Origin of the sequence: Labrys okinawensis, from assembly GCF_002982075.1 — a bacterium.
GTDB classification, from domain to species: Bacteria; Pseudomonadota; Alphaproteobacteria; order Rhizobiales; family Labraceae; genus Labrys; species Labrys okinawensis_A.
Genome location: NZ_PUEJ01000004.1, coordinates 476,314 through 500,460, shown reverse-complemented (window position 1 = coordinate 500,460; position 24,147 = coordinate 476,314). Strand labels below are relative to the sequence as shown.

24 protein-coding genes and 1 pseudogene are annotated in these 24,147 nt (G+C 66.3%); 6 read left to right on the top strand and 19 right to left on the bottom strand.

Annotated elements, in window-relative coordinates; genetic code table 11:
- Nucleotides 1-38: 38 nt before the first annotated feature.
- Entirely contained in the window at nt 39-1,457 is a 1,419-nt protein-coding gene (locus C5L14_RS12670) for an MFS transporter (protein WP_245443368.1), read from the bottom strand.
- Nucleotides 1,458-1,632: 175 nt separating this feature from the next.
- Here C5L14_RS12670 and C5L14_RS12665 point away from each other — a divergent pair, with 175 nt between their 5' ends.
- The gene (locus tag C5L14_RS12665) at nt 1,633-2,535 is read left to right on the top strand and encodes a LysR family transcriptional regulator (protein ID WP_105862391.1); all 903 of its coding nucleotides are present in this window, start codon (nt 1,633-1,635) and stop codon (nt 2,533-2,535) included.
- Nucleotides 2,536-2,701: 166 nt separating this feature from the next.
- Here the strand turns inward: C5L14_RS12665 and C5L14_RS12660 are convergent, their stop codons facing one another.
- From C5L14_RS12660 to hisD, 6 genes are all read right to left on the bottom strand, one after another.
- Nucleotides 2,702-3,148 carry an NUDIX hydrolase gene (locus C5L14_RS12660; RefSeq protein ID WP_105862390.1) on the bottom strand — a complete coding sequence of 149 codons (447 nt, stop codon included), beginning with the start codon at nt 3,146-3,148 and terminating at the stop codon, nt 2,702-2,704.
- Between the two features lie 129 nt (nt 3,149-3,277).
- Nucleotides 3,278-4,105 (bottom strand): ABC transporter permease, encoded by an 828-nt coding sequence (locus C5L14_RS12655; protein ID WP_105862389.1) that lies wholly within the window; start codon nt 4,103-4,105, stop codon nt 3,278-3,280.
- Entirely contained in the window at nt 4,102-5,277 is a 1,176-nt protein-coding gene (locus tag C5L14_RS12650; RefSeq protein WP_105862388.1) for an ABC transporter permease, read from the bottom strand. The genes C5L14_RS12655 and C5L14_RS12650 overlap by 4 nt, the downstream gene beginning before the upstream one ends.
- Nucleotides 5,274-6,338 carry an ABC transporter ATP-binding protein gene (locus C5L14_RS12645; RefSeq protein WP_105862387.1) on the bottom strand — a complete coding sequence of 355 codons (1,065 nt, stop codon included), beginning with the start codon at nt 6,336-6,338 and terminating at the stop codon, nt 5,274-5,276. The genes C5L14_RS12650 and C5L14_RS12645 overlap by 4 nt, the downstream gene beginning before the upstream one ends.
- Before the next feature lie 192 nt (nt 6,339-6,530).
- Nucleotides 6,531-7,580, bottom strand: coding sequence for an ABC transporter substrate-binding protein (locus C5L14_RS12640; RefSeq protein ID WP_105862386.1), 1,050 nt, complete (start codon nt 7,578-7,580; stop codon nt 6,531-6,533).
- Nucleotides 7,581-7,746: 166 nt separating this feature from the next.
- Entirely contained in the window at nt 7,747-9,048 is a 1,302-nt protein-coding gene (gene hisD, locus C5L14_RS12635; protein ID WP_105862385.1) for a histidinol dehydrogenase, read from the bottom strand.
- A 190-nt stretch (nt 9,049-9,238) separates the two neighbouring features.
- Between hisD and C5L14_RS12630 the strand changes: the two genes are divergently transcribed.
- From C5L14_RS12630 to C5L14_RS12615, 4 genes and pseudogenes are all read left to right on the top strand, one after another.
- On the top strand, nt 9,239-9,784 hold the full coding sequence (locus tag C5L14_RS12630; protein ID WP_105862384.1) for a cupin domain-containing protein: 546 nt from the start codon (nt 9,239-9,241) through the stop codon (nt 9,782-9,784).
- Between the two features lie 97 nt (nt 9,785-9,881).
- Complete coding sequence (locus tag C5L14_RS12625) at nt 9,882-10,949, top strand: phosphotransferase (protein ID WP_105862383.1); 1,068 nt, start codon at nt 9,882-9,884, stop codon at nt 10,947-10,949.
- Entirely contained in the window at nt 10,946-12,244 is a 1,299-nt protein-coding gene (locus C5L14_RS12620; protein ID WP_105862382.1) for an aspartate aminotransferase family protein, read from the top strand. Before C5L14_RS12625 ends, C5L14_RS12620 begins: the two co-directional genes overlap by 4 nt.
- Nucleotides 12,245-12,339: 95 nt before the next feature.
- A pseudogene (locus C5L14_RS12615) lies at nt 12,340-12,525 on the top strand (YfbK domain-containing protein); the annotation flags it as partial.
- Between the two features lie 234 nt (nt 12,526-12,759).
- Here the strand turns inward: C5L14_RS12615 and C5L14_RS12610 are convergent.
- The 11 genes from C5L14_RS12610 to C5L14_RS12560 form a co-directional block, all read right to left on the bottom strand.
- A complete protein-coding gene (locus C5L14_RS12610) occupies nt 12,760-13,260 on the bottom strand; it encodes an ATP F0F1 synthase subunit B (protein ID WP_105862598.1) in 501 nt (166 codons plus the stop codon).
- A 31-nt stretch (nt 13,261-13,291) separates the two neighbouring features.
- A complete protein-coding gene (locus tag C5L14_RS12605) occupies nt 13,292-13,837 on the bottom strand; it encodes a F0F1 ATP synthase subunit B (protein ID WP_105862380.1) in 546 nt (181 codons plus the stop codon).
- Nucleotides 13,838-14,101: 264 nt separating this feature from the next.
- Nucleotides 14,102-14,329, bottom strand: a complete 228-nt coding sequence (locus C5L14_RS12600; protein WP_068291855.1) for a F0F1 ATP synthase subunit C — start codon at nt 14,327-14,329, stop codon at nt 14,102-14,104.
- Between the two features lie 43 nt (nt 14,330-14,372).
- Nucleotides 14,373-15,107 (bottom strand): F0F1 ATP synthase subunit A, encoded by a 735-nt coding sequence (locus C5L14_RS12595; RefSeq protein ID WP_068291858.1) that lies wholly within the window; start codon nt 15,105-15,107, stop codon nt 14,373-14,375.
- Nucleotides 15,108-15,150: 43 nt separating this feature from the next.
- Nucleotides 15,151-15,519 carry an AtpZ/AtpI family protein gene (locus C5L14_RS30915; protein WP_105862379.1) on the bottom strand — a complete coding sequence of 123 codons (369 nt, stop codon included), beginning with the start codon at nt 15,517-15,519 and terminating at the stop codon, nt 15,151-15,153.
- 390 nt (nt 15,520-15,909) lie between these two features.
- Nucleotides 15,910-16,506, bottom strand: a complete 597-nt coding sequence (locus C5L14_RS12585) for an ATP-dependent Clp protease proteolytic subunit (protein ID WP_105862378.1) — start codon at nt 16,504-16,506, stop codon at nt 15,910-15,912.
- A 10-nt stretch (nt 16,507-16,516) separates the two neighbouring features.
- On the bottom strand, nt 16,517-16,936 hold the full coding sequence (locus C5L14_RS12580) for an SRPBCC family protein (RefSeq protein ID WP_105862377.1): 420 nt from the start codon (nt 16,934-16,936) through the stop codon (nt 16,517-16,519).
- Nucleotides 16,933-17,247 carry an ArsR/SmtB family transcription factor gene (locus C5L14_RS12575; protein ID WP_105862376.1) on the bottom strand — a complete coding sequence of 105 codons (315 nt, stop codon included), beginning with the start codon at nt 17,245-17,247 and terminating at the stop codon, nt 16,933-16,935. The genes C5L14_RS12580 and C5L14_RS12575 overlap by 4 nt, the downstream gene beginning before the upstream one ends.
- Nucleotides 17,248-17,439: 192 nt before the next feature.
- A complete protein-coding gene (gene smc / locus C5L14_RS12570) occupies nt 17,440-20,898 on the bottom strand; it encodes a chromosome segregation protein SMC (protein ID WP_105862375.1) in 3,459 nt (1,152 codons plus the stop codon).
- Between the two features lie 36 nt (nt 20,899-20,934).
- On the bottom strand, nt 20,935-21,597 hold the full coding sequence (locus C5L14_RS12565; RefSeq protein ID WP_105862374.1) for a DsbA family protein: 663 nt from the start codon (nt 21,595-21,597) through the stop codon (nt 20,935-20,937).
- Between the two features lie 98 nt (nt 21,598-21,695).
- The gene (locus C5L14_RS12560) at nt 21,696-22,283 is read right to left on the bottom strand and encodes a DUF721 domain-containing protein (RefSeq protein WP_105862373.1); all 588 of its coding nucleotides are present in this window, start codon (nt 22,281-22,283) and stop codon (nt 21,696-21,698) included.
- A gap of 24 nt (nt 22,284-22,307) precedes the next feature.
- Here C5L14_RS12560 and mutY point away from each other — a divergent pair, with 24 nt between their 5' ends.
- Nucleotides 22,308-23,387: an A/G-specific adenine glycosylase gene (mutY, locus tag C5L14_RS12555; protein ID WP_105862372.1), complete on the top strand. Its 1,080-nt coding sequence runs from the start codon at nt 22,308-22,310 to the stop codon at nt 23,385-23,387.
- Between the two features lie 52 nt (nt 23,388-23,439).
- Here the strand turns inward: mutY and C5L14_RS12550 are convergent, their stop codons facing one another.
- A complete protein-coding gene (locus C5L14_RS12550) occupies nt 23,440-24,147 on the bottom strand; it encodes an aspartate/glutamate racemase family protein (RefSeq protein ID WP_105862371.1) in 708 nt (235 codons plus the stop codon).

Sequence of the window (24,147 nt, the reverse complement as noted above, 5' to 3'; positions counted from 1 at the left end):
GGAGCTTTTCTCCATTCGGCGAACCGTGCATTGGCAACTCAGGGCGAGTCCTGGGCTTGTCCGGCACGGCCCGCCGCAACGCGCGTTCCGGCGGCGAGGATGATCGCGGCCACCATCAGGAGCGCCGCGGTCCCGAAAGTTGCCTGCATGCCGAAGAAGACGGCTTGCGCAGCGGCCTTGGCGATATCGCCCGTTCCCGCGGCGAGGTGGAAGACGGCGCCCATGGCCGAGGCCCCGGTTATCAGGCCGAGATTGCGCGACAGGGTGATGAGGCCTGACGTCACGCCCCGCCGGTCCGCCGGAACGCTCGCCATCACGGCGGTGTTGTTGGCGGCCTGGAAGAGCTGATAGCCCGGGGTCAGCACGGCGATGCCGGCTAGATAGCCCGCGACGCCGAATGCCGGGCCTGCGGCGGACAGGACGATGGCCCCGAGCGCCATCTCGGCGAGGCCGACGAGGATCAGGCGCGGGGCGCCCAGACGATCGACGATACGGCCGGCAAAGACACCGCTCGCGATGGAAATGACGGGTCCCACCGCCATCACCACGCCGATCACCGCCTCGTCGAGCGCGAGGACGCGGGCGAGATAGAACGGCCCGACGACGAAGGTCGTCATCATCACCGTGGCGACGAGGGCGCTGGTGGCCAGATTGACACTCAGTCCCTCGCTGCGGAAGGCCGCCAACTGGATCAGAGGCGACCTGACGCGCGCCTCCACCAGCAGGAAGAGCCCGCCTCCGATGAGTGTTGCCAACACGAGGCCGGTGCCGATCCAGCCGGAAGCGCTGCGCCCAGTGGTCATCGCCAGGGCGTAGGAGGCGAGCGTTGCGGCCAGCAGCAACGTGCCGAGGCTGTCGAAGCGGCTGCGCACATGCTGGGATTTGTCGCCGTCGGCAGGAAGAAAGCGGCCGGCAAGGCAAAAGGCGAGCACGCTCAGGGGAATGTTGACCAGGAAGATGCTCCGCCAGCCGAGGGCGGAAATCAAGAAGCCGCCGAGCGATGGCCCCAAGGCGGTGCCGACCGCCGACATCGTGCCGAGCAGCCCCATGGCGCTGCCTGTCCTCTCCCTGGAAACGGCTTCGCCGACCATCGCCATGCCGAGTGCCGCCATGATGGCGGCACCGAGGCCCTGGACAGCGCGTGCGGCCACCAGCAGCGCGAATGTCGGTGCCATCGCGCAGCAGGCCGAGGCGGCCGTGAACAGGAAGAGCCCGGCCAGCAGCAGCCTGCGCCGGCCGATGATGTCTCCCAGGCGCCCGGTGCTGACGACCAAAGTGGTCATTGCCAGCAGATAGGCCAGAACGATCCACTGCACCTGTTCGAATGAAGCCGAGAAAACCGAGGCCAGGGAAGGCAGGGCGACATTGGCGATGCTGGTGCCGAGCGACGACAGCAGGATACACAGACAAAGGCCGACCAGCGCGCCATGGAACATGGGAGCGGGCCGTTCGTGCATCCTTGCATCGTCTCTCGTGGCTGATTTCGGCATGAATTGGATCTTCCGCGGTTCTGAAGGGAGGAACCGCTGGAGGATAAGCCTGCGCCCGGCATGGCGAAACACGCATCATTTGCACTTCATTCGTGCATGAGGCGGCATGCCAGGAGTGCGGGTGGGTGCTATGATCGGGCCTATGTCGCTGCCCGATTTCAATCTCCTCATCACCCTAGACGTGCTGCTGACCGAAGGCAGTGTCGCCGGGGCTGCCCGCCGCCTGCGGCTCAGCCCTTCGGCGATGAGCCGCACCCTCGCCCGTTTGCGCGAGACGACCGGCGATCCCCTGCTCGTGCGGGCCGGCCGCGGCCTCGTGCCGACGCCGCGGGCGCTGGAACTGCGCGAACGGGTCGGCCCGCTCGTCCAGGCGGTCGAAAGCGTTCTTCGTCCTGCGGAAGCGCTCGATCTGAAAAAGCTCACGAGAACCTTCACCCTTCGCAACAGGGAGGGTTTCGTCGAGAATTTCGGAGCCGATCTCATAGCTCATATCCGCGAACAGGCGCCGGGGGTCACGCTCCGCTTCGTGCCGAAAATCGACAAGGAGAGCACGCCTTTGCGCGATGGCAGCGTGGATCTGGAGACGGGCGTCATCGGTGACTCGACGGGGCCGGAAGTGCGTGCGCAGGCCCTGTTCCGCGATCGGTTCGTCGGCGTGGTCAGGATGGGACATCCCCTGAGCGGGGCACCGATCACGCCGGCCCGCTACGCGCAGGCAAGTCACGTCCTGATCTCCCGCCGGGCCCTCTATAAGGGGCCTGACGATGGCCGGCTCGAGGCACTCGGGCTCAAGCCGAACATCGAGACCATCGTCAGCGGTTTTTCCGAAGCCCTGGCCCTAGCCCGTGCGACCGACCTGGTCGCCACCGTGCCGGAGCGTTCCACCGGCCGGCTGCGTGCTGGGATGTTCTGCTTCCCACTGCCATTCGCCTTGCCGGAGATCACGATCTCGCTGCTCTGGCACCCACGCCTCGACGCCGACCCGGCCCATCGCTGGCTGAGGGACTGCGTTCGAAAGGTCTGCATCGAGCAATTGGCCGCTTAGGCCGGATCACAACGGTACTTATACCTCCGCCTCGCGCGGACCGTACTTCTTCCTGGGACCGCCAGCATGTTGCTGCCTGCTGGAGGGGCGGCCGGTACGGGCGGAAAGAGCCGGCAACATGCTGGCGGTCCCGGGAAGGGGCGTTCTCTATTCGGTGAGCCCGACCCTACGGCGCCATGGCAGGCTTCAGGCCCGATAGCAGCCTGGCGAGGCCGGGGTCGTCCACGATGATGGAGGCATCGCCCAGGCCCATCCATTGCACGCGGCGCTCGGCCTGTTCCTTCCAGACCGGCAGCATGCCGGTGACGCGCAGGGGATAGACATTGACCTTGATCCGTTCGAAGCGATCGGTCAGGCGTTTCCAGTAGACGAAGGAGCCGAGCGCCTTCTTGCGCGGCTTGCCGGTCAGCCCCGCTTCCTGCTCGGCCTCGATGCGCGCGGCGACATGATCCTTGCGCCCCTTGATCGGCCACCCCTTCGGCACCGTCCAGCGATGGGTGGTGCGGGTGGTCACCAGGCAGACCTCGATACGGCCGTCCTTTTCGCGAAGCGGCAGAGCGGCGACCTGGCGGCGCGTCGGATTGGGCAGGATGTCGATGGCGGTACTCGGCATGGTACTCTCACGCTTTTCGGTGGAGCAAAGGCTCCTACGCGACTGACTTGCCGATATCTTTGCTCAGGCGCCGCTATGTCGCCGTGACATGGCGCACGTGCTGGGGCGTCATGACGTGCCGAACAGGTATCACTCCTCCGCCGGCAGCACCTGCTTGCGCTTGCCGAGCAAAGCAAGGATCGCGGCTCCCTTCACAGCCAGGGCCAGGATCAGCGTGATCAGGATGATCAGGAAGGCGGCCGCGGCGATGGCCGGGCTGATGTTCTCGCGCAAGGAAGAAAACATCTGCCGTGCCAGCGTGGTCTGGTTGGGCCCGGCGACGAAGAGGGTGATCACCACCTCGTCGAGCGAGGTAGCGAAGGCGAAGGCCGCGCCGGTGAGGATACCGGGCAGAGCGAGCGGGAAGGTCACGGCGCGGAAGACGGTGCCGGGCGAAGCCCCGAGGCTGGCCGCCGCCCGCTCCAGGGCGGGATCGATGCTGGCGAGCGAGCCGGACACATTGACCAGCACGAAAGGCACGCACAGGACGGCATGGGCGATGATCACGCCGGCATAGGAGGAGGCGAGGCCGAGCCTTGCATAGAGGATCTGCATGCCGACGCCGAGCACCACCGCCGGCACCACCATGGGAAGCAGGAAGATCGAGCGCAGCACGCCGGAGAACGGCACGAGGTTGCGCCGGAGGCCGAGGGCGGCGAGCGTGCCGACCACGGTGGACAGCACCGTCGCGCCGGTGCCCACGATCATGGAGTTGACGATCGAGCGCTGCCACGCCTCGCTGGTGGCGAGGGTGTCGAACCAGCGGGTCGACGGCCCCGTCATCGGGTATGTCAAGAACACGCTGTCGGTGAAGGCCAGCGGCAGGATCGCCGCCAGCGGGATGACCAGGAACGCCACCACCAGTGCGCCGAAGGCAAGGCGCAGGGCGTTGAAGGAGCTCTTGCCCAATCCCGTCATGTCTGCACCATCGACGTGCGCGAGAGTCGTCCATAGACGAAATAGAGCACCGTGGTCGGCACCAGGAGGAAGACGCCCAGTGCCCCGGCCATGCCCCAATTGGCGGTGCCGGTGGCATAGAAGGCGATCACCGAGGAGATCATCTGCTCATTCGGGCCGCCGACCAAAGCCGGGGTGATGTAGTAGCCGAGCGCCACCATGAAGACGAGCAGCGAGCCCGAGAGCACGCCCGGCATGGCCAGCGGTAGCAGGACGTGGCGCATGGCCCGCAGCGGCGGGGCGCCGAGCGAGGCAGCCGCCGGCATCAGATTGCGCGGGATGGCGACGAGGCTGGCATAGATCGGCAGCACCATGAAGGGCAGCAGCACATGTGTCATGGCGATGAGGATGCCGGTGCGGTTGTAGATCAGTGGCAGCGAGGCATCGATCAGGCCGAGGGCCTTCAGCGTCTGGTTGATCAGGCCGTTCTCCTGAAGGAGAATCATCCAGGCGGCGGTGCGCACCAGCAGCGAGGTCCAGAGCGGCAGCAGCACGGCGAGCAGCAAGAGATTGCGCTTCCAGCCGGTGACGCTGGCCGCCAGCATGGCGAAGGGCAGGCCGATGGCGACGCAGAGCAGCGTGACCTGCAGGGCGATCACGAAGGTGCGCAGCATGATCATGCGGTTTACCGCCATATCGGGCGGCACATTGGCGACGCTGCCATCATCTGCGCGCTTGAGGTCGACCGCCGCCAGCAGGTTGGCGTCGGTATAGGCCGGCATCGAGCGCTTCAGCGCCAGCCAGAAGGCGGGCTGGTTCCAGCGTGGATCGATGCCCGCGAGGGGCGGCGGGCTGTTCTCCGGCGCGTTGCGCACGGCCGTCGCCGTCTTGGGCAGCAGGGTACGGAAGCCCGCCTGCTGGCTGTTGAGGGCGCGGACGGCATCGCCGAACTGCTCCTGCGGGATTGTCGTGCGCAGATCCTTGGCAAGTGCAGCCTGGACCTCGGCCGGCGGCAGGCCGTCGCCCTTCCAGCCGGCGATCGCCTCGGCAGTGAGCGGGAAGGCGTGGCGCACGGTGCCGCCCTGCACGGAGGTGACGATCATCATGCCGAGCGGCCACAGAAAGAAGATGCCGAGAAAGGCGATGAGGGGCAGCACCAGGAGAGCGGCCTTGAGCCGCGCGGCAGGCGTCATGGCAGGACCAGCGTGCAGTCGTCGGCGGCGAAGCCGACATGGGCGTCAGAGCCGATGGGGCGGCTGGCCTCGCGCCTGTCGGCCTTGGCCACCAGCCGGCGTTCGCCGCTCCTGAGATGCAGGCGGACGTGATCGCCGTGATAGACGTCGTCCTCGATACGGACCGGCAGCGTGTTGGCCAGGGCCGGCGCGTCGCTCAGATGCAGTCTTTCGGGCCGCACGGAGACCAGAACCGGCGCGTTCGGCCGGGGCGAGAGCTCGGTGCGGCAGGAGACGGTCGGCCCCAGAGCCAACTCGACGGTGGCGAGGCCGTCCGAACAGGATTTCAGGGTGCCGTCCAGCAGATTGGTCTCGCCGATGAACTCGGCAACGAAACGCGTGCGCGGGCGGTCGTACAGGCCGGATGGTGTGTCGAGTTGCTCGATCTTGCCGAGATTGAGCACGGCGACCCGGTCGGACATGGTCAGGGCCTCGCCCTGATCATGGGTGACGAAGATGACGGTGAGGCCGAGCTTGCGGTGGAGCTCGCGGATCTCGAGCTGCATATGCTCGCGCAGCTGCTTGTCGAGCGCGCTGAGCGGTTCGTCCATCAGCACCACCTTGGGCTCGTAGACGAGGGCTCGCGAGAGGGCGATGCGCTGCTGTTGGCCGCCGGAGAGCTGGGAGGGCTTGCGGTCCTTGAGATGGCCGAGGCGGACGAGATCGAGGGCCTTGGCGACCCTGGCGTCGCGCCTGGCCCGGCCGACGCCGCGCATCTTGAGCGGGAAGGCGACGTTTTCGGCAATGGTCATGTGCGGGAACAGGGCGTAGTTCTGGAAGACCACGCCCATGTTGCGCTTATAGGAAGGCAGGTTCTCCACCCGCGTGCCGTCGACGAGCAGGGCGCCGCTGGTAGGCGCCTCGAAGCCGGCCAACATCATCAGGAGGGTGGTTTTGCCGGACCCGGAGGGGCCGAGCAGGCTGACGAACTCGCCTCGTCCGACATGGAAGTCAAGATTGTCGACGACCTTCATCGTGCCGAAGGATTTGCTGACACCGTCGAAGTGAATGAACGAGTCCATCGGATCCGAAAAGCTCCTTGCGGGATGCTGGGCCCGGGGGGATGCGTGTCATCCCGCACGCATTGCGGCATGAAGTGATGCGATGCAGATGCGGGACCGCAAGCACAATAGGGCTGAATTCAACGCGATTCCGGGTCAGCGTTGCAGCATTCCATGCCGCAACGCGCCGGAATGACCAAACCTTCGTATTCTCTACTGCCCCAGCCAGGCATTGAAACGCTTGGTCAGGTCCTCGATGTTGTCGTTCCAGAATTCGGTGTCGATGGAGACCGAATCCGTCATGTTGGCCGGCGAGGTCGGCAGGTCGACGGCGAGATCGGCTGGCACTGCCGCGGCGGCTGCCTTGTTGGGCAGGCCGTAGGCGATGTCCTGAGGCAGCTTGGACTGGTTCTCCGGCAGGCTGGCGAAGGCGATGAAATCCATCGCAGCATCCTTGTTCGGGCTGCCCTTGAGGATCACCCAGCTGTCGACCGCGTAGATCGAGCCCGGCCACACGCCCTTGAAATGCGTGCCCTCGGTCTTGTTGATGCCCGTGATGCGGCCATTATAGGCCGAGGTCATCACCACCTGGCCCGACTTCAGGAGCTGGAGCGGCTGGGCGCCTGATTCCCACCAGACCATGTCGCTCTTGATCTCGCCGAGCTTCTTGAAGGCGCGGTCGACGCCCTCGGGCGTGCGCAGCACCGTATAGACGTCCTTGGGCGCCACGCCATCGGCCATCAGCGCGAATTCAAGAGCGTATTTGGGGCCGCGGCGCAGGGCGCGCTTGCCCGGAAACTTCTTGGTGTCCCAGAAATCGGCCCAGGATTTCGGCGCTTCCTTCAGCTTGTCGCCGTCATAGGCGAGCTGGGTCGACCAGACGATGGCGCCCACGCCGCAATCGCTGACGGCGCTGTCGATGAACTTGTCCTTGCCGCCGAGCTTGTTCCAGTCGAGCGTCTCGTAGATGCCGTCGGCGCAGCCGATCGCCAGTTCCTCGGCCTCGACCTGGACGGCGTCCCAATTGGGCGTGCCGGCCTTGACCTTGGCCTGCAGCACGCCGATGCCGCCGTCCCAGGCCTCGTCGAGCACCGGCTTGCCGGTCTTCTCGGAGAAGGGCTTGAAATAGATCTTGCGCTGGGCGTCCTGGTAGTTCCCGCCCCAGGATACGACGGTCAGGTCGCGCGCCGAAGCGCCCGCGCCGCCGGCAAGAGCGGTGCCCAAGGCGATGCCGGAGGCAAGAAGAAGGTGTCTGAAGCGCATTGCGGTCTTCCCCACTGGTTCGGTCTCTGGTGTGCGTCGCGTTGTCGCTTTCCGAGGAAAGGACCCGTCTCGTCTGTTGCACGCGGCTCGCCGCCGCATGGAATGCTCTCATCGGAACCCGCGAGGCCGCCGATGGCAATGGCAGCGCCCGCGTCCGGTGAAAAAATTAAACGCCGATCTCCGCAAGCAATTGCTTGGGAGCGAGGCGCAAGGCTGCCGCCCGGCGATGGCCCTCCAGCCCCTCGCTGGCGCTCTGCCGGATAGCCGGCGGGGCGACTGCGGCGACGCCGCGCTCGTCCAGCCACTGATGGGTGCAGGTCTTGAGGTAAGATCCGACCCACAGGCCTCCTGTGTAGCGCCCCGCGCCCATGGTCGGCAAGGTGTGGTTGGTGCCGCAGCACTTGTCCGAATAGACCACGCTGGCCGAGACGCCGATGAACAGCGAGCCGTAATTGCGCAGCCTGGCCGCGGTGGCATGGGCGTCGCGCGTATGGACCTGCAGGTGCTCGGCGGCGATGAAATCCGAATAGGCCAGCATGGCCGCTTCGTCCTCGCACAGCACGATCTCGCCGTAGTCGCGCCAGGCGGGGCCGGCGACATTGGCGGTGGGCAGGTTGGCAAGCTGGCGCTCGACCTCGGCCAGGGTCGCTTCGGCGAGAGCCCTGTGCGTGGTGATCAGGCCAACGCGGGTGCGCACGTCGTGCTCGGCCTGGGCCAGCAGGTCGACGGCGATGGTGACCGCGTCTCCCGTCTCGTCGGCCACCACGAAGATCTCGCTGGGGCCGGCGAGCTGGTCGATGCCGACCAGGCCGAAGACCTGGCGCTTGGCCTCGTTGACGAAGGCATTGCCGGGCCCGAAGATCTTGTCGACGGCCGGGATGCTCTCGGTACCATAGGCCATGGCCGCGATGGCCTGGGCTCCGCCGATCCGGAAGATGCGATCGGCGCCGGAGAGATGGCAGCCGGCGATCATGGCCTGGTGGGCGCCCGGCGGCAGGCAGGCGATCACCTCGTCGCAGCCGGCGACCTTGGCGGGCACGATGGTCATCACCGGCGCCGACAGCAGCGGATAGCGCCCGCCGGGCACATAGGCGCCGACACGGGCGATCGGGATGATGCGATGGCCGAGATGCAGCCCCGGCAGGGCCTCGATCTCCAAAGGCTGGAGCGTGGCGCGCTGGGCCTGCGCAAAGGCGCGCACCCGCTCGATGGCGAATTCGGTATCGGCGCGGGTCTGCGGGTCGAGCGCATCCACGGCGGCCTGGCGCTCGGCGGCGGTCACTTCGAAGCGTTCGACGTCGACCTTGTCGAACTCGCGCGAATAGTCGCGCAGCGCTGCGTCGCCACGCTTGCGCACCTCGTCGATCACCTGCTTCACGGTGGCTTCCACGGGAGCGTTGTCGGTCAGGGCGCTGCGCCCTGGTGCCTTGATAGGGATGATGCGGGCTTGGATGGCGGCGTCGAGCATTGCTGGCCTTTTCTCTAATTCTTTGTTTCGACGCATTTTCTCAATCGAGAAGTCGACCGACTTCTTGGGGAAAATGCTCTGGGAAGCGAGGTGCGCAAGACTTGCCGCCGTCGGCGCCCGGCGCAATTGCCCCCGACGGGCTTGTTCAATATATTCACCGGCCCGATGCTGGGAAGGCCGGAGGGGGACGATGAAGATCGGAGACAAGCTGCGCGAATTGCGCCACCGGCGCAAGCTCAGCGTCAGGGAGGTCGCCCTGCGCTCGGGCGTGTCGCATTCCTCGGTATCGCTGATCGAGCGGGACCTGATCAGCCCCTCGCTCGACACGCTGCGGGCCGTTCTCGATGCGCTCGGCACGACGCTGCCGGGCTTTTTCATCGACCTCAAATCCGCACTGCCGCAGAGCCCCTTTTACCGGGCGGCCGACCTGACCGAGATCGGACAGCCGGACGCGATTTCCCATCGCGTCATCGGCCTGGATTACCCCAACAAATCCATGCTGCTGCTGCATGAGACCTACGCGCCCGGTGCCGATTCAGGCGAGGCCTATGCCCATTCGGCGCAGGAAGGCGGCATGGTGCTGAGCGGGGCTATCGAGATCACCGTCGACGGCAGGGTCGAGGTACTGGGGCCGGGCGACGGCTATTATTTCGATAGCCGGCTGCCGCACCGTTTCCGCAACATCTCGGACGGGCGCAGCGAGATCGTCAGCGCGATCACACCGCCGACCTATTAGACGAGATACACCCTGGTCGATTTACCAACCATTACTTGGGCTCTCTCCGCATCCAGGGGTTGCGTTGCCGCCTGAGGGATGGGAGACGGAGGGTGCCATGGCGCCTCCACAGACATCGACCGTTCTCTCCACGCCGGCCCCGCCTGTTTCCAAGGCGCGTGCCGAGGCCCTCATCCGCGATCACTATGCCCTCGACGTCGAAGCCTTCCCCCTGATCGGCGAGCGCGACAGCAATTTCCGCCTCCTGGCACGCGACGGGGGCGAGTTTCTCCTGAAGATCGTCAACCCGGCCGAAGACGTGGCGGTGACCGATTTCCAGACGCAGGCCCTGCTGCATATCGCCCGGCATGATGCCGATCTGCCGGTGCCGCGGGTGGTCTGCACGCAGGCCGGCCAAGCCTATTTCCGGCTGGAAGAGGGAGGGCAGCCGCCGCGCCTGGTGCGCGTGCTGACCTATCTGCCGGGCACACCGCTGGCCAAGCTCGAACGCGGCCCGGCGCTTCGCCGTAATCTCGGTGCCAGCCTCGCCCGCCTCGACCTTGCCTTGGACGGCTTTGAGCATGCCGGCAGCCCGGCCGACCTGTTGTGGGACCTCACCCACGCGCCCAGTCTGCGGCCGCTGGTCGTTCATGTCGAGGACGAGGAGCGTCGTGCCCTCGTCACTGCCGTGCTGGACCGGCTCGAGGCCCGCACCCTGCCTCTCACGGCCGGGCTCCGGACGCAGGTCATCCACAACGACTTCAACCCCTCGAACATATTGGTCGGCCCGGGAAGCGATGGAGCACTGGACCAGCTCGCCGGCATCATCGATTTCGGCGACATGGTGCGGGCGCCCCTCGTCAACGAAGTCGGCGTGTCCGCCTCCTATCATGTCGGGGCAGGGGACACGTTCCTGGAGCCGGTCAAGCAATTCGTCGCCGGCTACAACAGCGTCTTGCCGCTCCAGGACAAGGAGATCGCCTGCCTGTTCGATCTCATCCAGGGGCGCATGACGCTGACGGCCATCATCACGGCCTGGCGCTGCACGCTGGAGCCGGACAATCGCGACTACATCATGCGCAATGCCGGCCGGGCTTGGGCGGGCCTGGCGGCGGCGCGCTCGCTCTCGCCTGATCAGGCGGCGGACGAATTCCACCTTTATCTGAGCAAGGATCGCCCCTCATGACGATGGTCAATGCCTTCGATCCCAGCAATACGGCCGGATTCGCCGCCGAGGAAGCGGCCCTGATCGAGCGCCGCCGGCGCGTGCTCGGTCCCGCCTATCGCCTGTTCTATGCCCATCCCGTTCATGTGGTCAGGGGCGAGGGTGTCTGGCTCTACGGGCCCGACGGCACGGCCTATCTCGACGCCTATAACAATGTCGCCAGCGTCGGCCATTGCCACCCGCATGTGGTGGCGGCGCTGGCGCGCCAGGCCGGGACGCTCAACACCCACACGCGCTACGTCACCGACGGCATTCTCGACTATGCCGAGCGGCTGGTCGCGACCATGCCGGCCGAGATCGCCAACATCATGTTCACCTGCACCGGCAGCGAGGCCAATGACCTCGCCTTGCGGGTGGCCAAGGCGGCGACAGGCGGCACGGGCGTCATCGTCACCGAGAATGCCTATCACGGCGTGACCGACGTGCTCGCCCACATGTCGCCCTCGCTCGGCGCGGGCGCCCCGATCGGCGAAACGGTGCGGGTGGTGCCCGCACCCACCTCCGCCGACACCAGCGGCGAGGGGTTCGCGCATGGGGTCAAGGCCGCCATTGCCGATATGGCGGCGCATGGCATCCGGCCCTCGGCGCTGCTGGTCGACACCATCTTTTCTAGCGACGGCGTCTTCGCAGATCCGCCGGGCTTCCTGCGCCCGGCCGTGAAAGCCATCCGGGCCGCCGGCGGCCTCTTCATCGCCGACGAGGTCCAGCCCGGCTTCGGTCGGACCGGCGCCGGCATGTGGGGCTTTGCCCGGCATGGCCTGGTTCCCGATCTCGTCACCATGGGCAAGCCGATGGGCGATGGCCATCCGATGGCGGCCATGGCGGCACGGCCCGAGCATCTGGAAGCCTTTGGCCGCGAGGTGCGCTATTTCAATACCTTCGGCGGCAATCCGGTCTCCTGCGCGGTGGGCATGGCCGTGCTCGACGTCATCGAGGACGAAAGCCTGATCGCGAGTGCCCGTGACGTCGGCGCCGCGCTGAAGAGCGGACTGGAGGATCTCGCCGCGCACGATGGCCGCATCGGCGAAGTGCGCGGGGCGGGCCTGTTCATCGGGGCCGACATCGTCGACGCCAAGGGCGCTCCCGATGCCGCGGCGGCCGCCGCCATCGTCAACGGCCTGCGCGAGCGCCAGGTGCTGATCAGCGCCACCGGCCGGGAGGGCCACAGCCTGAAGATCCGCCCGCCGATGGTGTTCTCCCATGACAACGCGGCCCTGCTGATCGAGAGATTGAAGGCGACGCTGGCGAGCCTGTAGGGATTGTATCGTCAGGAGGCACCGGCGCGACCGGAGGCGAGCTATGATCGCTACGCGGGCAGTCGCGTCTCGTTCTGCGATGAAATGCGCGCTTCTCTGTCGCCGTGGCCGGTTTCGGCGAATGGCTGCGCGGCGGCAAATATGCCGGTACGTTCAAGCTGGACGATATCATCGCGCTGGTGAGTGGGGCTAGGGGCGACGACCCCTACGGCTACCGCGCCGAATTCGCCAACCGTGTACGGGCAGCCAAGACGGCGAAAGGCCTGCCGCAGCAGCAATGATGTGATCACCGCCCATCAAGATAAAGTCCCTTCTCCCCTTGCGGGAGAAGGTAGCAGCAGCCGGATGAGGGGTGGACGCCCCATACTCGGTATGCGTGGCAAAACCCCTCATCCGCCCCTTCGGGGTACCTTCTCCCGCAAGGGGAGAAGGAGAATCGACTCTACCTTCGCCTCGCAAAAGAAAAAGCCGCCAGCCTTTCGGCGGGCGGCTTTTCGGGATGTGGTCGATGTCGCTCAGTTGAGCTTGGCGCGCACTTCGTTGAGGGCGGCCGACATCAGGTTGCTGGCGCTGGCAGCGGGCTGGTCGGCAAGGATCGTGGTGGCAGCCTTGACGGCGGCATCCGCGGCAGCGGCCTTGACCTCGGCCACAGCAGAGGTTTCGGCCTGGGCGATCTTCTGATCGGCCAAGCGGGTGCGGCGGGCGACGAAGTCCTCGATCTTGGCGATCTGCTCGGCCTTGAAGCGCTCGGCCTCGGCCTTGGCAGCCTCGATCATCGCAGCAGCCTCGGCTTCCGCTTCCTTCTGCTTCTTCTGATAGTCGGCCAGCAGCTTCTGGGCTTCCTCGCGCAGGGAGCGAGCCTGTTCGAGTTCGGCGCGCACGGCGTTGCCGCGGGCGTCGAGGCCCTTGCCGATCTGCCCGAAGGCGCCGAGCTTCCAGGCAATGGCCAGGAAGATCAGCGTGGCGATGAGGATGTAGAACTCCGGCCCGGCAGGGTTGAAGAGTTCATGGATCATGTCGGCGAAATATTCGATCACGCCCGCCTCCTTACTTGGCCATGGCGGCGTCGACGGCGGACTGCACCGTCTGCGGCTCGGGCGCCTTGCCGAGCAGCTGCTCGACGATGGCGGTGGTGGCGTCGACGGCGATGCCGTTGACGTTGCCGAGGGCAGCCTGCTTGGTCGCCAGGATCTTGGCCTCCGCTGCCGCCAGCTTGGCCGAGAGATCGGCTTCGAGCGACTTGCGGGTGGTGTCCGTTTCGGCGGTCACGGCAGCACGGGTCTCGGCCGCGATGCTCTGCGCCTTGGCGCGGGCCTTGATCAGCGCGGTCTGATAGGAGGCCACGGCCTCGTCACTGTCCGCCTTGGCCTTCTGGGCAGCCGCAAGGTCCGCGGCGATCTTAGCCGACCGCTCGGAGAGGATGCCGGCGATGCGCGGCAGCGCGATCTTCGACATCAGGATGTAGAGAAGCCCGAAAGCGATGACCAGCCACACGAGCTGTGAGGCAAAGGACGAGCTGTCGAAGGGCGGAAATGCGCCCTTGGCCCCATGTGCATCGCCGGGAACCTCGGTTCCTGCGTGACTTTCAGCCATGAAACACCTTCAACGGATGTGCACTCATGTCTTTGCAGGCCAAGCTACAAACAGATAGAGCCACAAACAGATGGAATTGCTGCCATTCCTAGAGCAAAGCGCGTTTGAACGGAAACGCCTGTTTGCTCCAGCACCTGGGTCCGATGCGTCTTTGCGGTTCTTGGCGTAGCCGCCAGATCGCAAAACGCTTTAGCCACTGAAACGATGAACGGCCTCGCGAATTCTGATCGCGAAAGCCGTCCTCGTTGGTGCGGCTGGCGCGGATCAGACTGCGAACAGGAGCAGCAGAGCGACGAGCAGCGAGAAGATGCCGAGAGCTTCGGTCAGAGCGAAGCCGAGGAGCAGCGTGCCGCGCTGGCCGTCGGCAGCCGACGGGTTGCGCAGGGCGCCCGAGAGGAACTGGCCGAACAGGTTGCCGAGGCCGATACCAGCGCCGGCCATGCCGATGCAAGCGAGACCAGCGCCGATATACTTAGCTGCGACGGGATCCATGGAGAACTCCTGTTGGTGTAGGTTTTGTTGGATTTAGACGGGATCAATGGCCGGGGTGAAGGGCGTCATTGAGGTAGATACAGGTCAGCGTGGCGAAGACATAGGCTTGCAGCACGGCAACCAGCACTTCGAGCGCCACCAGGGCGATCACGAGAAGCAGGGGCAGGGGCGACAGGATCGCCGTCGCCACGCCGGCACTGGCGAGCATGACGATGAAGCCGGCGAAGATCTTCAGGGCGATGTGGCCGGCCAGCATGTTGGCGAACAGACGGACGGAGAGGCTGATCGGGCGCGAGACGAAGGAGATGATCTCGATCGCCACCAGCAGCGGCAGCAGCACGGCCGGCACACCGGAGGGCACGAACAGCTTCAGGAAGTGGGCGCCGTTCTTGTAGAAGCCGTAGAGGATCACCGTGGTGATCACCAAGGCGGCCAGCGCGAAGGTGACGATGATGTGGCTGGTGACGGTGAAGAAGCCAGGGATCAGGCCGAGCACGTTGCAGAACAGCACGAACATGAAGAGCGAGAACACCAGCGGCATGAAGCGCATGCCCTCGTTCCCGGCCGAAGAACGCACGGTGCCGGCCACGAATTCGTAGAAGGTCTCGGCGAGGGACTGCCAGCGGCCCGGCACGGTGGCGCGGGAGGAGGTCGTCGCGATCATCACCAGCGCGATGAGGATCACCGCCAGGAACATGAAGAGAGCCGAATTGGTGAACGCGATGCTGCCGATATGGAAGAGCGGCTTGATCTCGAACTGCGTAATCGGACTATGCATCGCCAGCGAGGCCCTGTCTTCAATTGTGGCGCAAGGCGCCGGTTCATTCCTGTTTGTCGGGCGTCTTGCCCAACATATTCGAGGCGCGCAACAAGTTCCGGACACCTGCCGCGAAGCCGAGCATCAAAAAGATGATGAGCCCCCACGGCGAAGTACCGGCAAACCGATCCACGACCCATCCCAGCAAGCCACCGGCGACGATGCCGCCGACGAACTCGGACGAGAGGCGCATGGCCTTGCCGATCGCAGAAGGATCGCCCTCCTGCTTACGCGCCTTGGCCGCTTCGGCTGCTTCCCCGGACTTGATGGAGCCGAGGCGCTCGTCGAGACGGCGCAAGCGTTCGTTCAATTCACGATCGCGGGATTCGTCTTTGCCGGATTTTCCGGCCTGGTCCGCTTCGTCGCTCGCCATTGCGGCAACATGCTCCCTGGCCGGCCAAAACAGAGCCGGACGCCCCCCTTGAAAACGGCGGGACCATACCCACGCCCCCTTGCGGTGTCAAGGCGAGGCGAAATTATGCCAAGTCTTTGAGAACAAATAAAAAATGGGGAGAATAGCCATTGGCTGCCGGCTTTTCTGCCAAAGCGTTTGGCGATTTGTCGGAATCGGCAAGAATCGCAAGGACACGTCGGACCAAAGAATGAGAGCAAAGAAGCGGTTACGCCTAAACGCGCTTTGCTCCAGGACAAGCCATGGTTGCGACGTCACATTCGGCCGTGTCGGCCTATGCAAGCCCGTCTTGAAGCTCCGCGCCGCCGCCAGACGGGCGGCGGTGCGCAAACCGGCACGAGAATCAGGCGCTCATGCTGCCTCAAGGCGCGCCGGCGCGACATGGTCCACGAGGCCCCAGGCCTGGGCTTCCTCCGCGGACATGAAATTGTCGCGGTCCATGGCCGCCTCGACCTCCGCGACGGTTCGGCCGCAATGCTGGGCATACAGCCCGTTGAGGCGGGCTCTCGATTTGATGATGTTGTTGGCGTGGATGAGCATGTCGCTGGCCTGGCCCTGATAGCCGCCGGAAGGCTGGTGCACCATGATCGAGGCGTTGGGCAGGGCAAAGCGGCGGCCGGCCGTGCCGGCCATCAGGATGAAGGAGCCGAGGGAGAAGGCCGACCCCATGCACAGCGTCGAGACCGGGCTCTTGATGAACTGCATGGCGTCGTAAATGGCGAAGCCGCTGGTCACCGATCCGCCGGGGGAGTTGATGTAGAGCGAGATCTCCTTCCTGGAGTTCTCCGCCTCCAGGAACAGGAGCTGCGCGCAGACCAGGGCGGAGACGCTGTCATCGACGGGCCCGTTGATGAAGATGATGCGCTCGCGCAGGAGGCGCGAGAAGATGTCGAAGGAGCGTTCGCCGCGGGTGGACTGTTCCACCACCATGGGAATGAGGGCGTTCATTGCAGGATCCTCAGGCCGCCAGCAACAGGGGCGGCTGGTTGAGATTGGCGGCGACGGGCCGCAGGACGAAGCTGCCCTGGGTGATGCGCAGCAGCGTTGAACCTTCGCCATGCGGCGCGAGCTCGAAGGTGACGACGCTGTCGAGCACGCGCTCCTGCATCTTCTCGCTCCAGGCGTAGCGCAGCATTTGCGGGGCCTCGGCGGCGAGCAGGCGACAATCGACCAACTCGGGCTCCTTGAGATCCCGCCGCGACGAACGGGCGGCGTCGGTGCCGTTCTCGGTCGGCGTCAACCAAGCGGCGACATAGTCGGGAATGGTAAGGGCACGCCAGACCTTGGCGGGCGGGGCTTCCAGCACGCTCTCGAAGTGGAGGTCGTCGGGCGCCGTCTTGTCCTCCGGCCCCGTGGTCGCATCGTTCAGGATCGTCATTGGTCCATCTCCTTCAGCACGGCCTTGAGTCTGTCGATGCGCCCGGGCCAGAAGCTGGCATAGCGGTCGACCCATTCGGCCAGCGGCGCCAGCGCCTGGGGCGCGGCGCGGTAATGCACCAGGCGGCCTTCGCGCCGCTCGGCCACCAGGCCGGCTTCGCGCAGGATCGCGAGATGCTGCGAGATCGCCGGCTGGGAAACGTCGAAGCCGGCCTTGATCTGTGAAACGCTCATCTCCCCGCCCGCCAGCCGTTCGAACACGGCGCGGCGGGTGGGATCGGCGAGGGCTCGAAAGAGGTCTGTCTGCGTCATGCAGAACACATAAGCATTTGCTTATGGATTCGGCAAGGGAAGATTGTGGGTTCGGTGTGCCGGTCTTCCGACCGGCAGGGCAGTACGATATTTGGGTAGAAAGTTGTGCCGGTCCCGCTCCATCTCTCGATGGAACGGAGGAGGGGGACACGGGTCGCATTTCCATGCCGGCCTGAAGACCGGCGGCCAAGACTACACCGCTTCCAGGAACTTCTCGGCTTCGCTCAGATTGACCGAGACCAGCTGGCTGACGCCGCGTTCTGCCATGGTGACGCCGAACAGGCGGTTCTGGCGCGACATGGTGATCGGGTTGTGGGTGATGGTGACGAAACGCGTCTCGGTCTCGCGAATCATCGCATCGAGGAGATCGCAGAAGCGCTCGACATTGGCGTCATCAAGCGGCGCGTCGACTTCGTCGAGCACGCAGATCGGCGCCGGATTGGTGAGGAACACCGCAAAGATCAGCGCCATCGCGGTCAGGGCCTGTTCGCCGCCCGAAAGCAACGACAGCGTCTGCGGCTTCTTGCCCGGCGGCCGGGCCAGCATTTCGAGGCCGGCTTCGAGGGGGTCGTCCGACTCGGTGAGCTGCAGCTCGGCCGTGCCGCCGCCGAACAGGGTCTGGAACAGGCGCTGGAAGTGGCCGTTGACCACGTCGAAGGCAGCGAGCAGCCTTTCGCGTCCCTCGCGGTTGAGCCCGGCGATCGCCTGGCGCAGGCGCTTGATCGCCTCGACCAGATCGTCCCGCTCGCTGACGAGGCCATCGAGCTGGGTCTGCACGTCCTTCTGCTCGTCCTCGGCCCTGAGATTGACCGCGCCGAGCCGCTCGCGCTCGCGCTTGGCGTCCTCGAGCGTACGCTCGACCGCACGCCGGTCGGGGATCGGCGCGTCGGCCGCGAGATTGGCGAGTTTCAGGAGGCCCGTCGGCGCGACGTTCAGGGCCTCCTCGATCTCGGCGACGATCTGGGACCGGCGCGCGCGCAGGGCGTCGAGCTTTTCCTCCGAGCGCACCTGCTCCTCGCGAGCCTGGCTCAAGGCGACCAGCGCTTCACGGCCCTGGCGATCGGTCTGGGCCAGGCGGGTCTCGGCCTCTGCCAGGCGATCGGCGGCGATCTTGCGGGCCTCTTCCGCCATCTCGGTTTCCGCGATCAGGCCCCGTCGCCGTGCCGCGAAGACGACCGGGGCATCGTCATATTCCGCCCGCTCGATTTCCAGTTCCGTCAGGCGGCTGGTCAATGTCTCGATCTGGGCCGCGCCGTTCTCCTGGCGTTCTCTCCAGGACTGGCTTTCCTGGTCGATGGCGGCAAGGCGCCTTGCGCGCAATTCGTCCTCGCGCGCCAGCGTCTGGGCCTGGGCGCGGGTCTCCGCCACCTCGGCGCGGCCTTCCGCCACGGCCTGGCGCAATTCCTGCAGGCGGGCATTGAGGGCACTCCCGTCGGGCAGCGTCGACAGAGCCTGCCTTGTCCGCTCGCAGGCCTCGCGCGCCTCGGCGAGATCGCTACCGAGGCGGTTGCCGGCCTCTTCCAGGGCAGACAGCCGGCTGGTGAGCTGGGCTGCCTGGCGCTCGGCCGCGACGGCCCGCTCGCGCAACTGGTCGGCCTCGCGGCTAAAGCTGCGCCAGGCATCGCGCGTGGTGCGCTCACGCTCCGCGGCCTGGCGCAAGGCGGCCTGCGCCATCTCCGCCTCGCGGCGACGGGGAGCGACGGCGTCCCGGGCCGCCTGGGCCTGTTCTTCGAGCTCGGCCAAGCGGTTGCGCTCGGCCAGGCGCCGGGCGGCGGGCGAGGGGGCCTCGGCGGCGGCCACGAATCCGTCCCAGCGCCACAGATCGCCCTCGCGGCTCACCAGCCTCTGGCCGGGGGCGAGCAGGGGCTTGAGGCGGGGGCCGTCCGCCCTATCCACGATGCCGATCTGGGCCATGCGGCGCGCCAGATTCTCGGGCGCCTGGACGAAATCGGCCAGCGGTTCCACCCCGGCGGGCAGAAGCGGATCGCCGTCCGCGACGGCGGCGCCCGACCAATGAGCCGGCGCGTCGAGGTCGGTGGGCGCGTCGATATCCTCGCCGAGGGCGGCACCGAGCGCGACCTCATAGCCCTTGGCGACCTGAAGGACGTCGGCGATCGGGGGATATTTGGCGCCGGCCGGCGTCAATACCAGCTTGGCCAGGGTCCGCGCCTCGGTTTCCAGGCGATTGGCCATGCGTTCGGCCTCCTGGAGCGGGGCTCGCGTGGCGGCTTCCGCGTCGCGCGCCTCGGCGTGGGCAGCCTCGGCCTCCATGGCGGCCTGTTCGGCCAGGCTGCGCCGCTCCTGCAGCGCGGCGAGTTCACCCTGCAGCGTCTCGGCGATGGCAGCGGCGTTCGATCCGGCGCGCAGGGCTTCGCTCTCGCGCTGGATCTCGGCGAGCTGGCGTTCCAGGCGAACCACCCGCTCGGCGGCTTCGCGCTCGCTGCGCTCGGCCTGGGCGCGCGACGCCTGGAGTTCGGCCAGGGCCGCCTGGGCCTCGCCCATCGCCTTCTCCTGCTCGGCCAAGGCCGCTTCGGCTTCCCGCAGCAAGCCGGCGGCCTCGGCCGCGCGTTCCTGTGCGCCGTCCTGCTCGGCCTTCAGGGCGGCCTCCTCGCCCGTCAGGCGCTGCAGCATCGTGCCGGCATCTGATATCATTGACTTTTCGCGGGCGATGTCGGCGCCGGCCTGCCTGATACGGTGGTCAAGCTCGATGCGCCGCTCGCCGGCGCGTCTTTCCTCCTGGTCCAATTGCTCGCGTGCCAGCACCAGGCGATGCAGGGCAGTGCCAGCGGCATGCTCGGCTTCGCGCAAGGGCGGCATCTCATGGGCGGCGATGGCGGCCAGGCGTGCCGCCTCGGCCTGAGCCCGCGTGCGTTCGGCCACGGTGCGGGTGTCGAGATCGAGACGTTTTTCCGCCTCGATCACCAGCCGCCCCGCCTCCTCGAAGGCGATGTGGAAGAGCAGGGCCTCGGCCTGCCGGATCTCGTTGGAAAGGCCACGATAGCGGAAGGCCTGGCGGGACTGGCGCTTCAGGCTGTCGAGCTGGGATTCGATCTGGGTCAGCACGTCCTCGAGCCGCTCCAGATTGCTTTCGGCCGCCTTCAGCCGCAGCTCCGCCTCATGACGGCGCGTGTGCAGGCCGGAGATGCCGGCCGCTTCCTCAAGGATGCGCCGGCGCGATTGCGGCTTGGCGGCGATCAGTTCGGCGATCTGGCCCTGGCGCACCATGGCGGGCGAGCGCGCGCCGGTGGAGGCGTCGGCGAAGATGAGCTGCACGTCGCGGGCGCGCACTTCGCGGCCGTTGATGCGGTAGTTGGAGCCGCGGTCACGTTCGATGCGGCGGGAGATTTCCAGGATGTCGGCGTCGTTGAAGGCGGCCGGAGCGGTACGGTCCTTGTTCTCGACCGTCAGCATCACCTCGGCCATGTTGCGCGGCGGCCGGTTCCCCGAGCCGCCGAAGATGACATCGTCCATCTCGGCGGCGCGCAGGTTCTTGTGGCTGCTCTCGCCCATCACCCAGCGCAGGGCCTCGACCAGGTTCGACTTGCCGCAGCCGTTCGGCCCGACCACGCCGGTCAAACCGGGTTCGATCAGGAAATCCGTGGGTTCGACAAACGACTTGAAGCCGAGAAGCCTGAGCTTGGTTAGTTTCATCCATCACCCCGCAGTCCGGCGGGGCCGGAACTGCATTCAGGATTTGAGGAACGGATCGACGGTCTTGGAGAACTCGTCGATCGTGATCTCGCCGCCCTTCCTGATACCGTTGATGAAGAAGGTCGGCGTGCCGTCGATACCGAAAGCCGAAGAACCACGCTCCTTCACGGCATTTACGCCAGCATAGAGCGTCTGGTCTTTCAAGCAGGCCTGGAACTGTTCCTGTGTAAAACCGGACTGCTTGGCGATGCCGAACAGGGCCGGAAGCACCTGCTTGGCGTCGCTGACGAATGCCCAGCTCTCCTGCTGCGAGAACAGGACGTCGAGCATGGTGTAATATTTCTCCGGCGGCGCATCCTTGGCGATGCAGCGCGCCAGCATGAAGGCGGCGGTGGCACGCGGATCGAGCGGGAACTCGCGCATCGTCCACAGCACCTTGCCCGTGTCGATGTATTTTTCCTTGATCGCCGGAAACACGTCCTTGGCAAAGCGCGCGCAATGGGGGCAGGTCATCGAGGCATATTCATAGACCTTGACCGGCGCATCCGGCTTGCCGAGGGCGATGTCGGGGATGGGGCCGGGCACGGCCAGTTCGAGCAGGCTGACCTTGTCGTCGGCCGCGAGGGCGGGCAGGGCCGCAAGCGCCGGACTCGCCGCAAGGGCTGCGATCAGGGTGCGGCGGGAAAGCATCGGGCTCATCGGCGACTCATGTCCTTTGTCATTGCGCATATTGGGGCGCACTCTATGTGTGCGGTACTTGAGCCTTGCAATTATGGCAACAGGCTGACCGGCCGCCTTCACGTAGGTGTGACCGGCTTGGTGCGGCGGGGCGCGCCGCGAACCTGCCGCCCCAGCCGTTCCAGCGCTTCGCGCAAGGCGGGGTTCTCGATGCCGCTGAGATCATTGGCCAATTGGCGGGACGCCTCCGGAGGCAAGGCGGGAATCCCCGGCCTCTCCCGCGGCGCCGGATGGTCCACCGGCCCCTGCTTGAGGCGAAGTTTGCCGACACAGCGCCAGCCGAAGACCGCGTTGATGCGCTCGATGATCTGGCCGGCCGACATTTCGACCTCGAGCGCGAAGGCGCTCTCCACCCGCAGGATCAGGGTCGCGGCGGCGGGGGCAGCATCGGAGGCTTCGCCCTTGGGGCGGGGCGGCCATTGGATCTTCACGGGCAGGGAATGGGCCGACAGGCGGGCCCCGACGATGTCCGGCCAGTGCCCTATGATATCAGCCGTGGCGAAGCCGCGCGCCTTGAGGGCGTCGGCCAGGGCCGGCCCGACGAGATCGGCGAAGGGGCGGGCCGACCTTCGCTTGACGGACACCTGCTGCTGGGAAGACGGCTGCTGCGAAGGTGCCGGATATTGAGACTTGGGCTTGTTGATCATGGCCGATCTGTGGAATGAGGAGCCATGCTTAATAGTGTCGCTCCCGAGGTCAAGTCTCCAGAAGGCCCGCACGCCGAAGCCCTGCTCGTCTGGTACGACAGGCACCGCAGGCGGCTGCCCTGGCGGGCGCTGCCCGGCGAGAAGCCGGATCCCTATCGCGTCTGGCTCTCCGAGATCATGCTGCAGCAGACCACGGTGAAGACCGTCGGCCCCTATTTCCAGGCCTTTCTGGCACGCTGGCCCACGGTCGACGCCATGGCTGAAAGCGACGAGGAGGATATCCTCAAGGCCTGGGCGGGTCTCGGCTATTATTCGCGCGCCCGCAATCTCCACGCCTGCGCCCGCTTCGTCAGCGAGAGACTGGGCGGGCGCTTTCCCGATACGGTCGAGGGCCTCAGGCAGCTGCCGGGAATCGGGGCCTACACGGCAGCGGCGGTGGCCGCGATCGCCTTCGACCGGCGAGCGGCCGTGGTCGACGGCAATGTCGAGCGGGTGGTGACCCGGCTCGAAGCGCTGGAGACCCCCCTTCCGCAGGCCAAGCCCCGGATCGCCGAAATCGTCGACGGCATGACCCCGGCCGACAGGCCCGGCGATTTCGCGCAGGCGATGATGGATCTCGGGGCGACGATCTGCACCCCGAAACGCCCGGCTTGCGGCCTGTGCCCCTATCTGCCCTTCTGCCGGGCTCGCCGCGAAGGCACGCAGGAGACATTTCCGCGCAAGGCGCCCAAGGCCAAGCGCCCTTTGCGACGGGGCGCCGCCTTCTGGATCGTCAGGCCGGATGGCTGGGTGCTGGTGCGCAAACGCCCCGACAAGGGGCTGCTCGGCGGCATGACCGAGATTCCGTCCAGCGTCTGGAGCGAGGATTTCGATTCAAGCGCGGCCGTCAACCACGCGCCGCTCAAGGCGAAATGGCGCAAGCTGCCCGGCGAGGTGGGCCATGGCTTCACCCATTTCGAGCTTGCCGTCAGCGTCTATGCCGCCGATGCCCTGCTGAGCACCAAGGCTCCACCGGATTGCCGCTGGGTTCGCCTTGATGATCTCGACGGCGAGGCCCTGCCCACCGTGATGCGCAAGATCGTAGCGCTGGTGCGAGGAAATTAAGAGAGGCGCGAGCGGGCGGCCGTGCGCGCGTCTTCCTTGCCGTGGGCGCCGCTCAGTTCCGATGCCCGTTGCCGTTTGCGAGCGCAGCGATCATCAGGTCCACCGCCGAGCCGATGGGCGCGATGATGGGAATGTCGAACTGCGTGCGCAGATATTCCGCCGCCTCGCCCAGCGGCCCACCGCCGATGATCACCGCCTCCGCGCCGTCCTGGATGCAAAGCCTCACCGCGGCTGCCAGCTCGCTGCGCAGACGTTCGGCATCATCGGCAAGCTTGACCGGATCGCCCGGCGTGCAGCGTATGCCCGTATAGAGGTGCGGTAGCCCCAGGCTCGCGGCACGCGCCGCGATGGCCTCGGCGAGATCCGGCGTGACGGTGGCGACGCCGAATTTCCGTCCACCTTGCGAGGCATCGATCATGGATGCCTCGCAGATGCCCATGACCGGCACCTGCAGGCTTTCCTGCAGGTGGACGACACCCGGATCGCCATAGGCGCTGACGATAATGCCGATGCAGCCCGCGTCCTGCGCGCGGCCGATCTCGATCACCTGGCTTGCGGAGGCGGCAAGCTGGATTTCGTTGACGATCATCGAAGGGCTGCGGGTTGCGGTAGCGGCTTCCAGCCGAAGGCGCCCATCTGCCTTGCGACGGGCAATGGCCAGCATCATCCCCGTGGTCGCTTCCGAGCTGTTGGGATTGATCAATAGGACATGGGGGGACGATGCTTGGGGGGACGATGCTTGGGGGGACGATGCTTGCAT

Bases quoted from the DNA above. Each gene is read 5' to 3' on its own strand.
- C5L14_RS12670 (WP_245443368.1), bottom strand. From the start codon at position 1,457: ATGCACGAACGGCCCGCTCCCATGTTCCATGGCGCGCTGGTCGGCCTT.
- C5L14_RS12665 (WP_105862391.1), top strand. From the start codon at position 1,633: ATGTCGCTGCCCGATTTCAATCTCCTCATCACCCTAGACGTGCTGCTG.
- C5L14_RS12660 (WP_105862390.1), bottom strand. From the start codon at position 3,148: ATGCCGAGTACCGCCATCGACATCCTGCCCAATCCGACGCGCCGCCAG.
- C5L14_RS12655 (WP_105862389.1), bottom strand. From the start codon at position 4,105: ATGACGGGATTGGGCAAGAGCTCCTTCAACGCCCTGCGCCTTGCCTTC.
- C5L14_RS12650 (WP_105862388.1), bottom strand. From the start codon at position 5,277: ATGACGCCTGCCGCGCGGCTCAAGGCCGCTCTCCTGGTGCTGCCCCTC.
- C5L14_RS12645 (WP_105862387.1), bottom strand. From the start codon at position 6,338: ATGGACTCGTTCATTCACTTCGACGGTGTCAGCAAATCCTTCGGCACG.
- C5L14_RS12640 (WP_105862386.1), bottom strand. From the start codon at position 7,580: ATGCGCTTCAGACACCTTCTTCTTGCCTCCGGCATCGCCTTGGGCACC.
- hisD (WP_105862385.1), bottom strand. From the start codon at position 9,048: ATGCTCGACGCCGCCATCCAAGCCCGCATCATCCCTATCAAGGCACCA.
- C5L14_RS12630 (WP_105862384.1), top strand. From the start codon at position 9,239: ATGAAGATCGGAGACAAGCTGCGCGAATTGCGCCACCGGCGCAAGCTC.
- C5L14_RS12625 (WP_105862383.1), top strand. From the start codon at position 9,882: ATGGCGCCTCCACAGACATCGACCGTTCTCTCCACGCCGGCCCCGCCT.
- C5L14_RS12620 (WP_105862382.1), top strand. From the start codon at position 10,946: ATGACGATGGTCAATGCCTTCGATCCCAGCAATACGGCCGGATTCGCC.
- C5L14_RS12610 (WP_105862598.1), bottom strand. From the start codon at position 13,260: ATGATCCATGAACTCTTCAACCCTGCCGGGCCGGAGTTCTACATCCTC.
- C5L14_RS12605 (WP_105862380.1), bottom strand. From the start codon at position 13,837: ATGGCTGAAAGTCACGCAGGAACCGAGGTTCCCGGCGATGCACATGGG.
- C5L14_RS12600 (WP_068291855.1), bottom strand. From the start codon at position 14,329: ATGGATCCCGTCGCAGCTAAGTATATCGGCGCTGGTCTCGCTTGCATC.
- C5L14_RS12595 (WP_068291858.1), bottom strand. From the start codon at position 15,107: ATGCATAGTCCGATTACGCAGTTCGAGATCAAGCCGCTCTTCCATATC.
- C5L14_RS30915 (WP_105862379.1), bottom strand. From the start codon at position 15,519: ATGGCGAGCGACGAAGCGGACCAGGCCGGAAAATCCGGCAAAGACGAA.
- C5L14_RS12585 (WP_105862378.1), bottom strand. From the start codon at position 16,506: ATGAACGCCCTCATTCCCATGGTGGTGGAACAGTCCACCCGCGGCGAA.
- C5L14_RS12580 (WP_105862377.1), bottom strand. From the start codon at position 16,936: ATGACGATCCTGAACGATGCGACCACGGGGCCGGAGGACAAGACGGCG.
- C5L14_RS12575 (WP_105862376.1), bottom strand. From the start codon at position 17,247: ATGACGCAGACAGACCTCTTTCGAGCCCTCGCCGATCCCACCCGCCGC.
- smc (WP_105862375.1), bottom strand. From the start codon at position 20,898: ATGAAACTAACCAAGCTCAGGCTTCTCGGCTTCAAGTCGTTTGTCGAA.
- C5L14_RS12565 (WP_105862374.1), bottom strand. From the start codon at position 21,597: ATGAGCCCGATGCTTTCCCGCCGCACCCTGATCGCAGCCCTTGCGGCG.
- C5L14_RS12560 (WP_105862373.1), bottom strand. From the start codon at position 22,283: ATGATCAACAAGCCCAAGTCTCAATATCCGGCACCTTCGCAGCAGCCG.
- mutY (WP_105862372.1), top strand. From the start codon at position 22,308: ATGCTTAATAGTGTCGCTCCCGAGGTCAAGTCTCCAGAAGGCCCGCAC.
- C5L14_RS12550 (WP_105862371.1), bottom strand. From the start codon at position 24,147: ATGCAAGCATCGTCCCCCCAAGCATCGTCCCCCCAAGCATCGTCCCCC.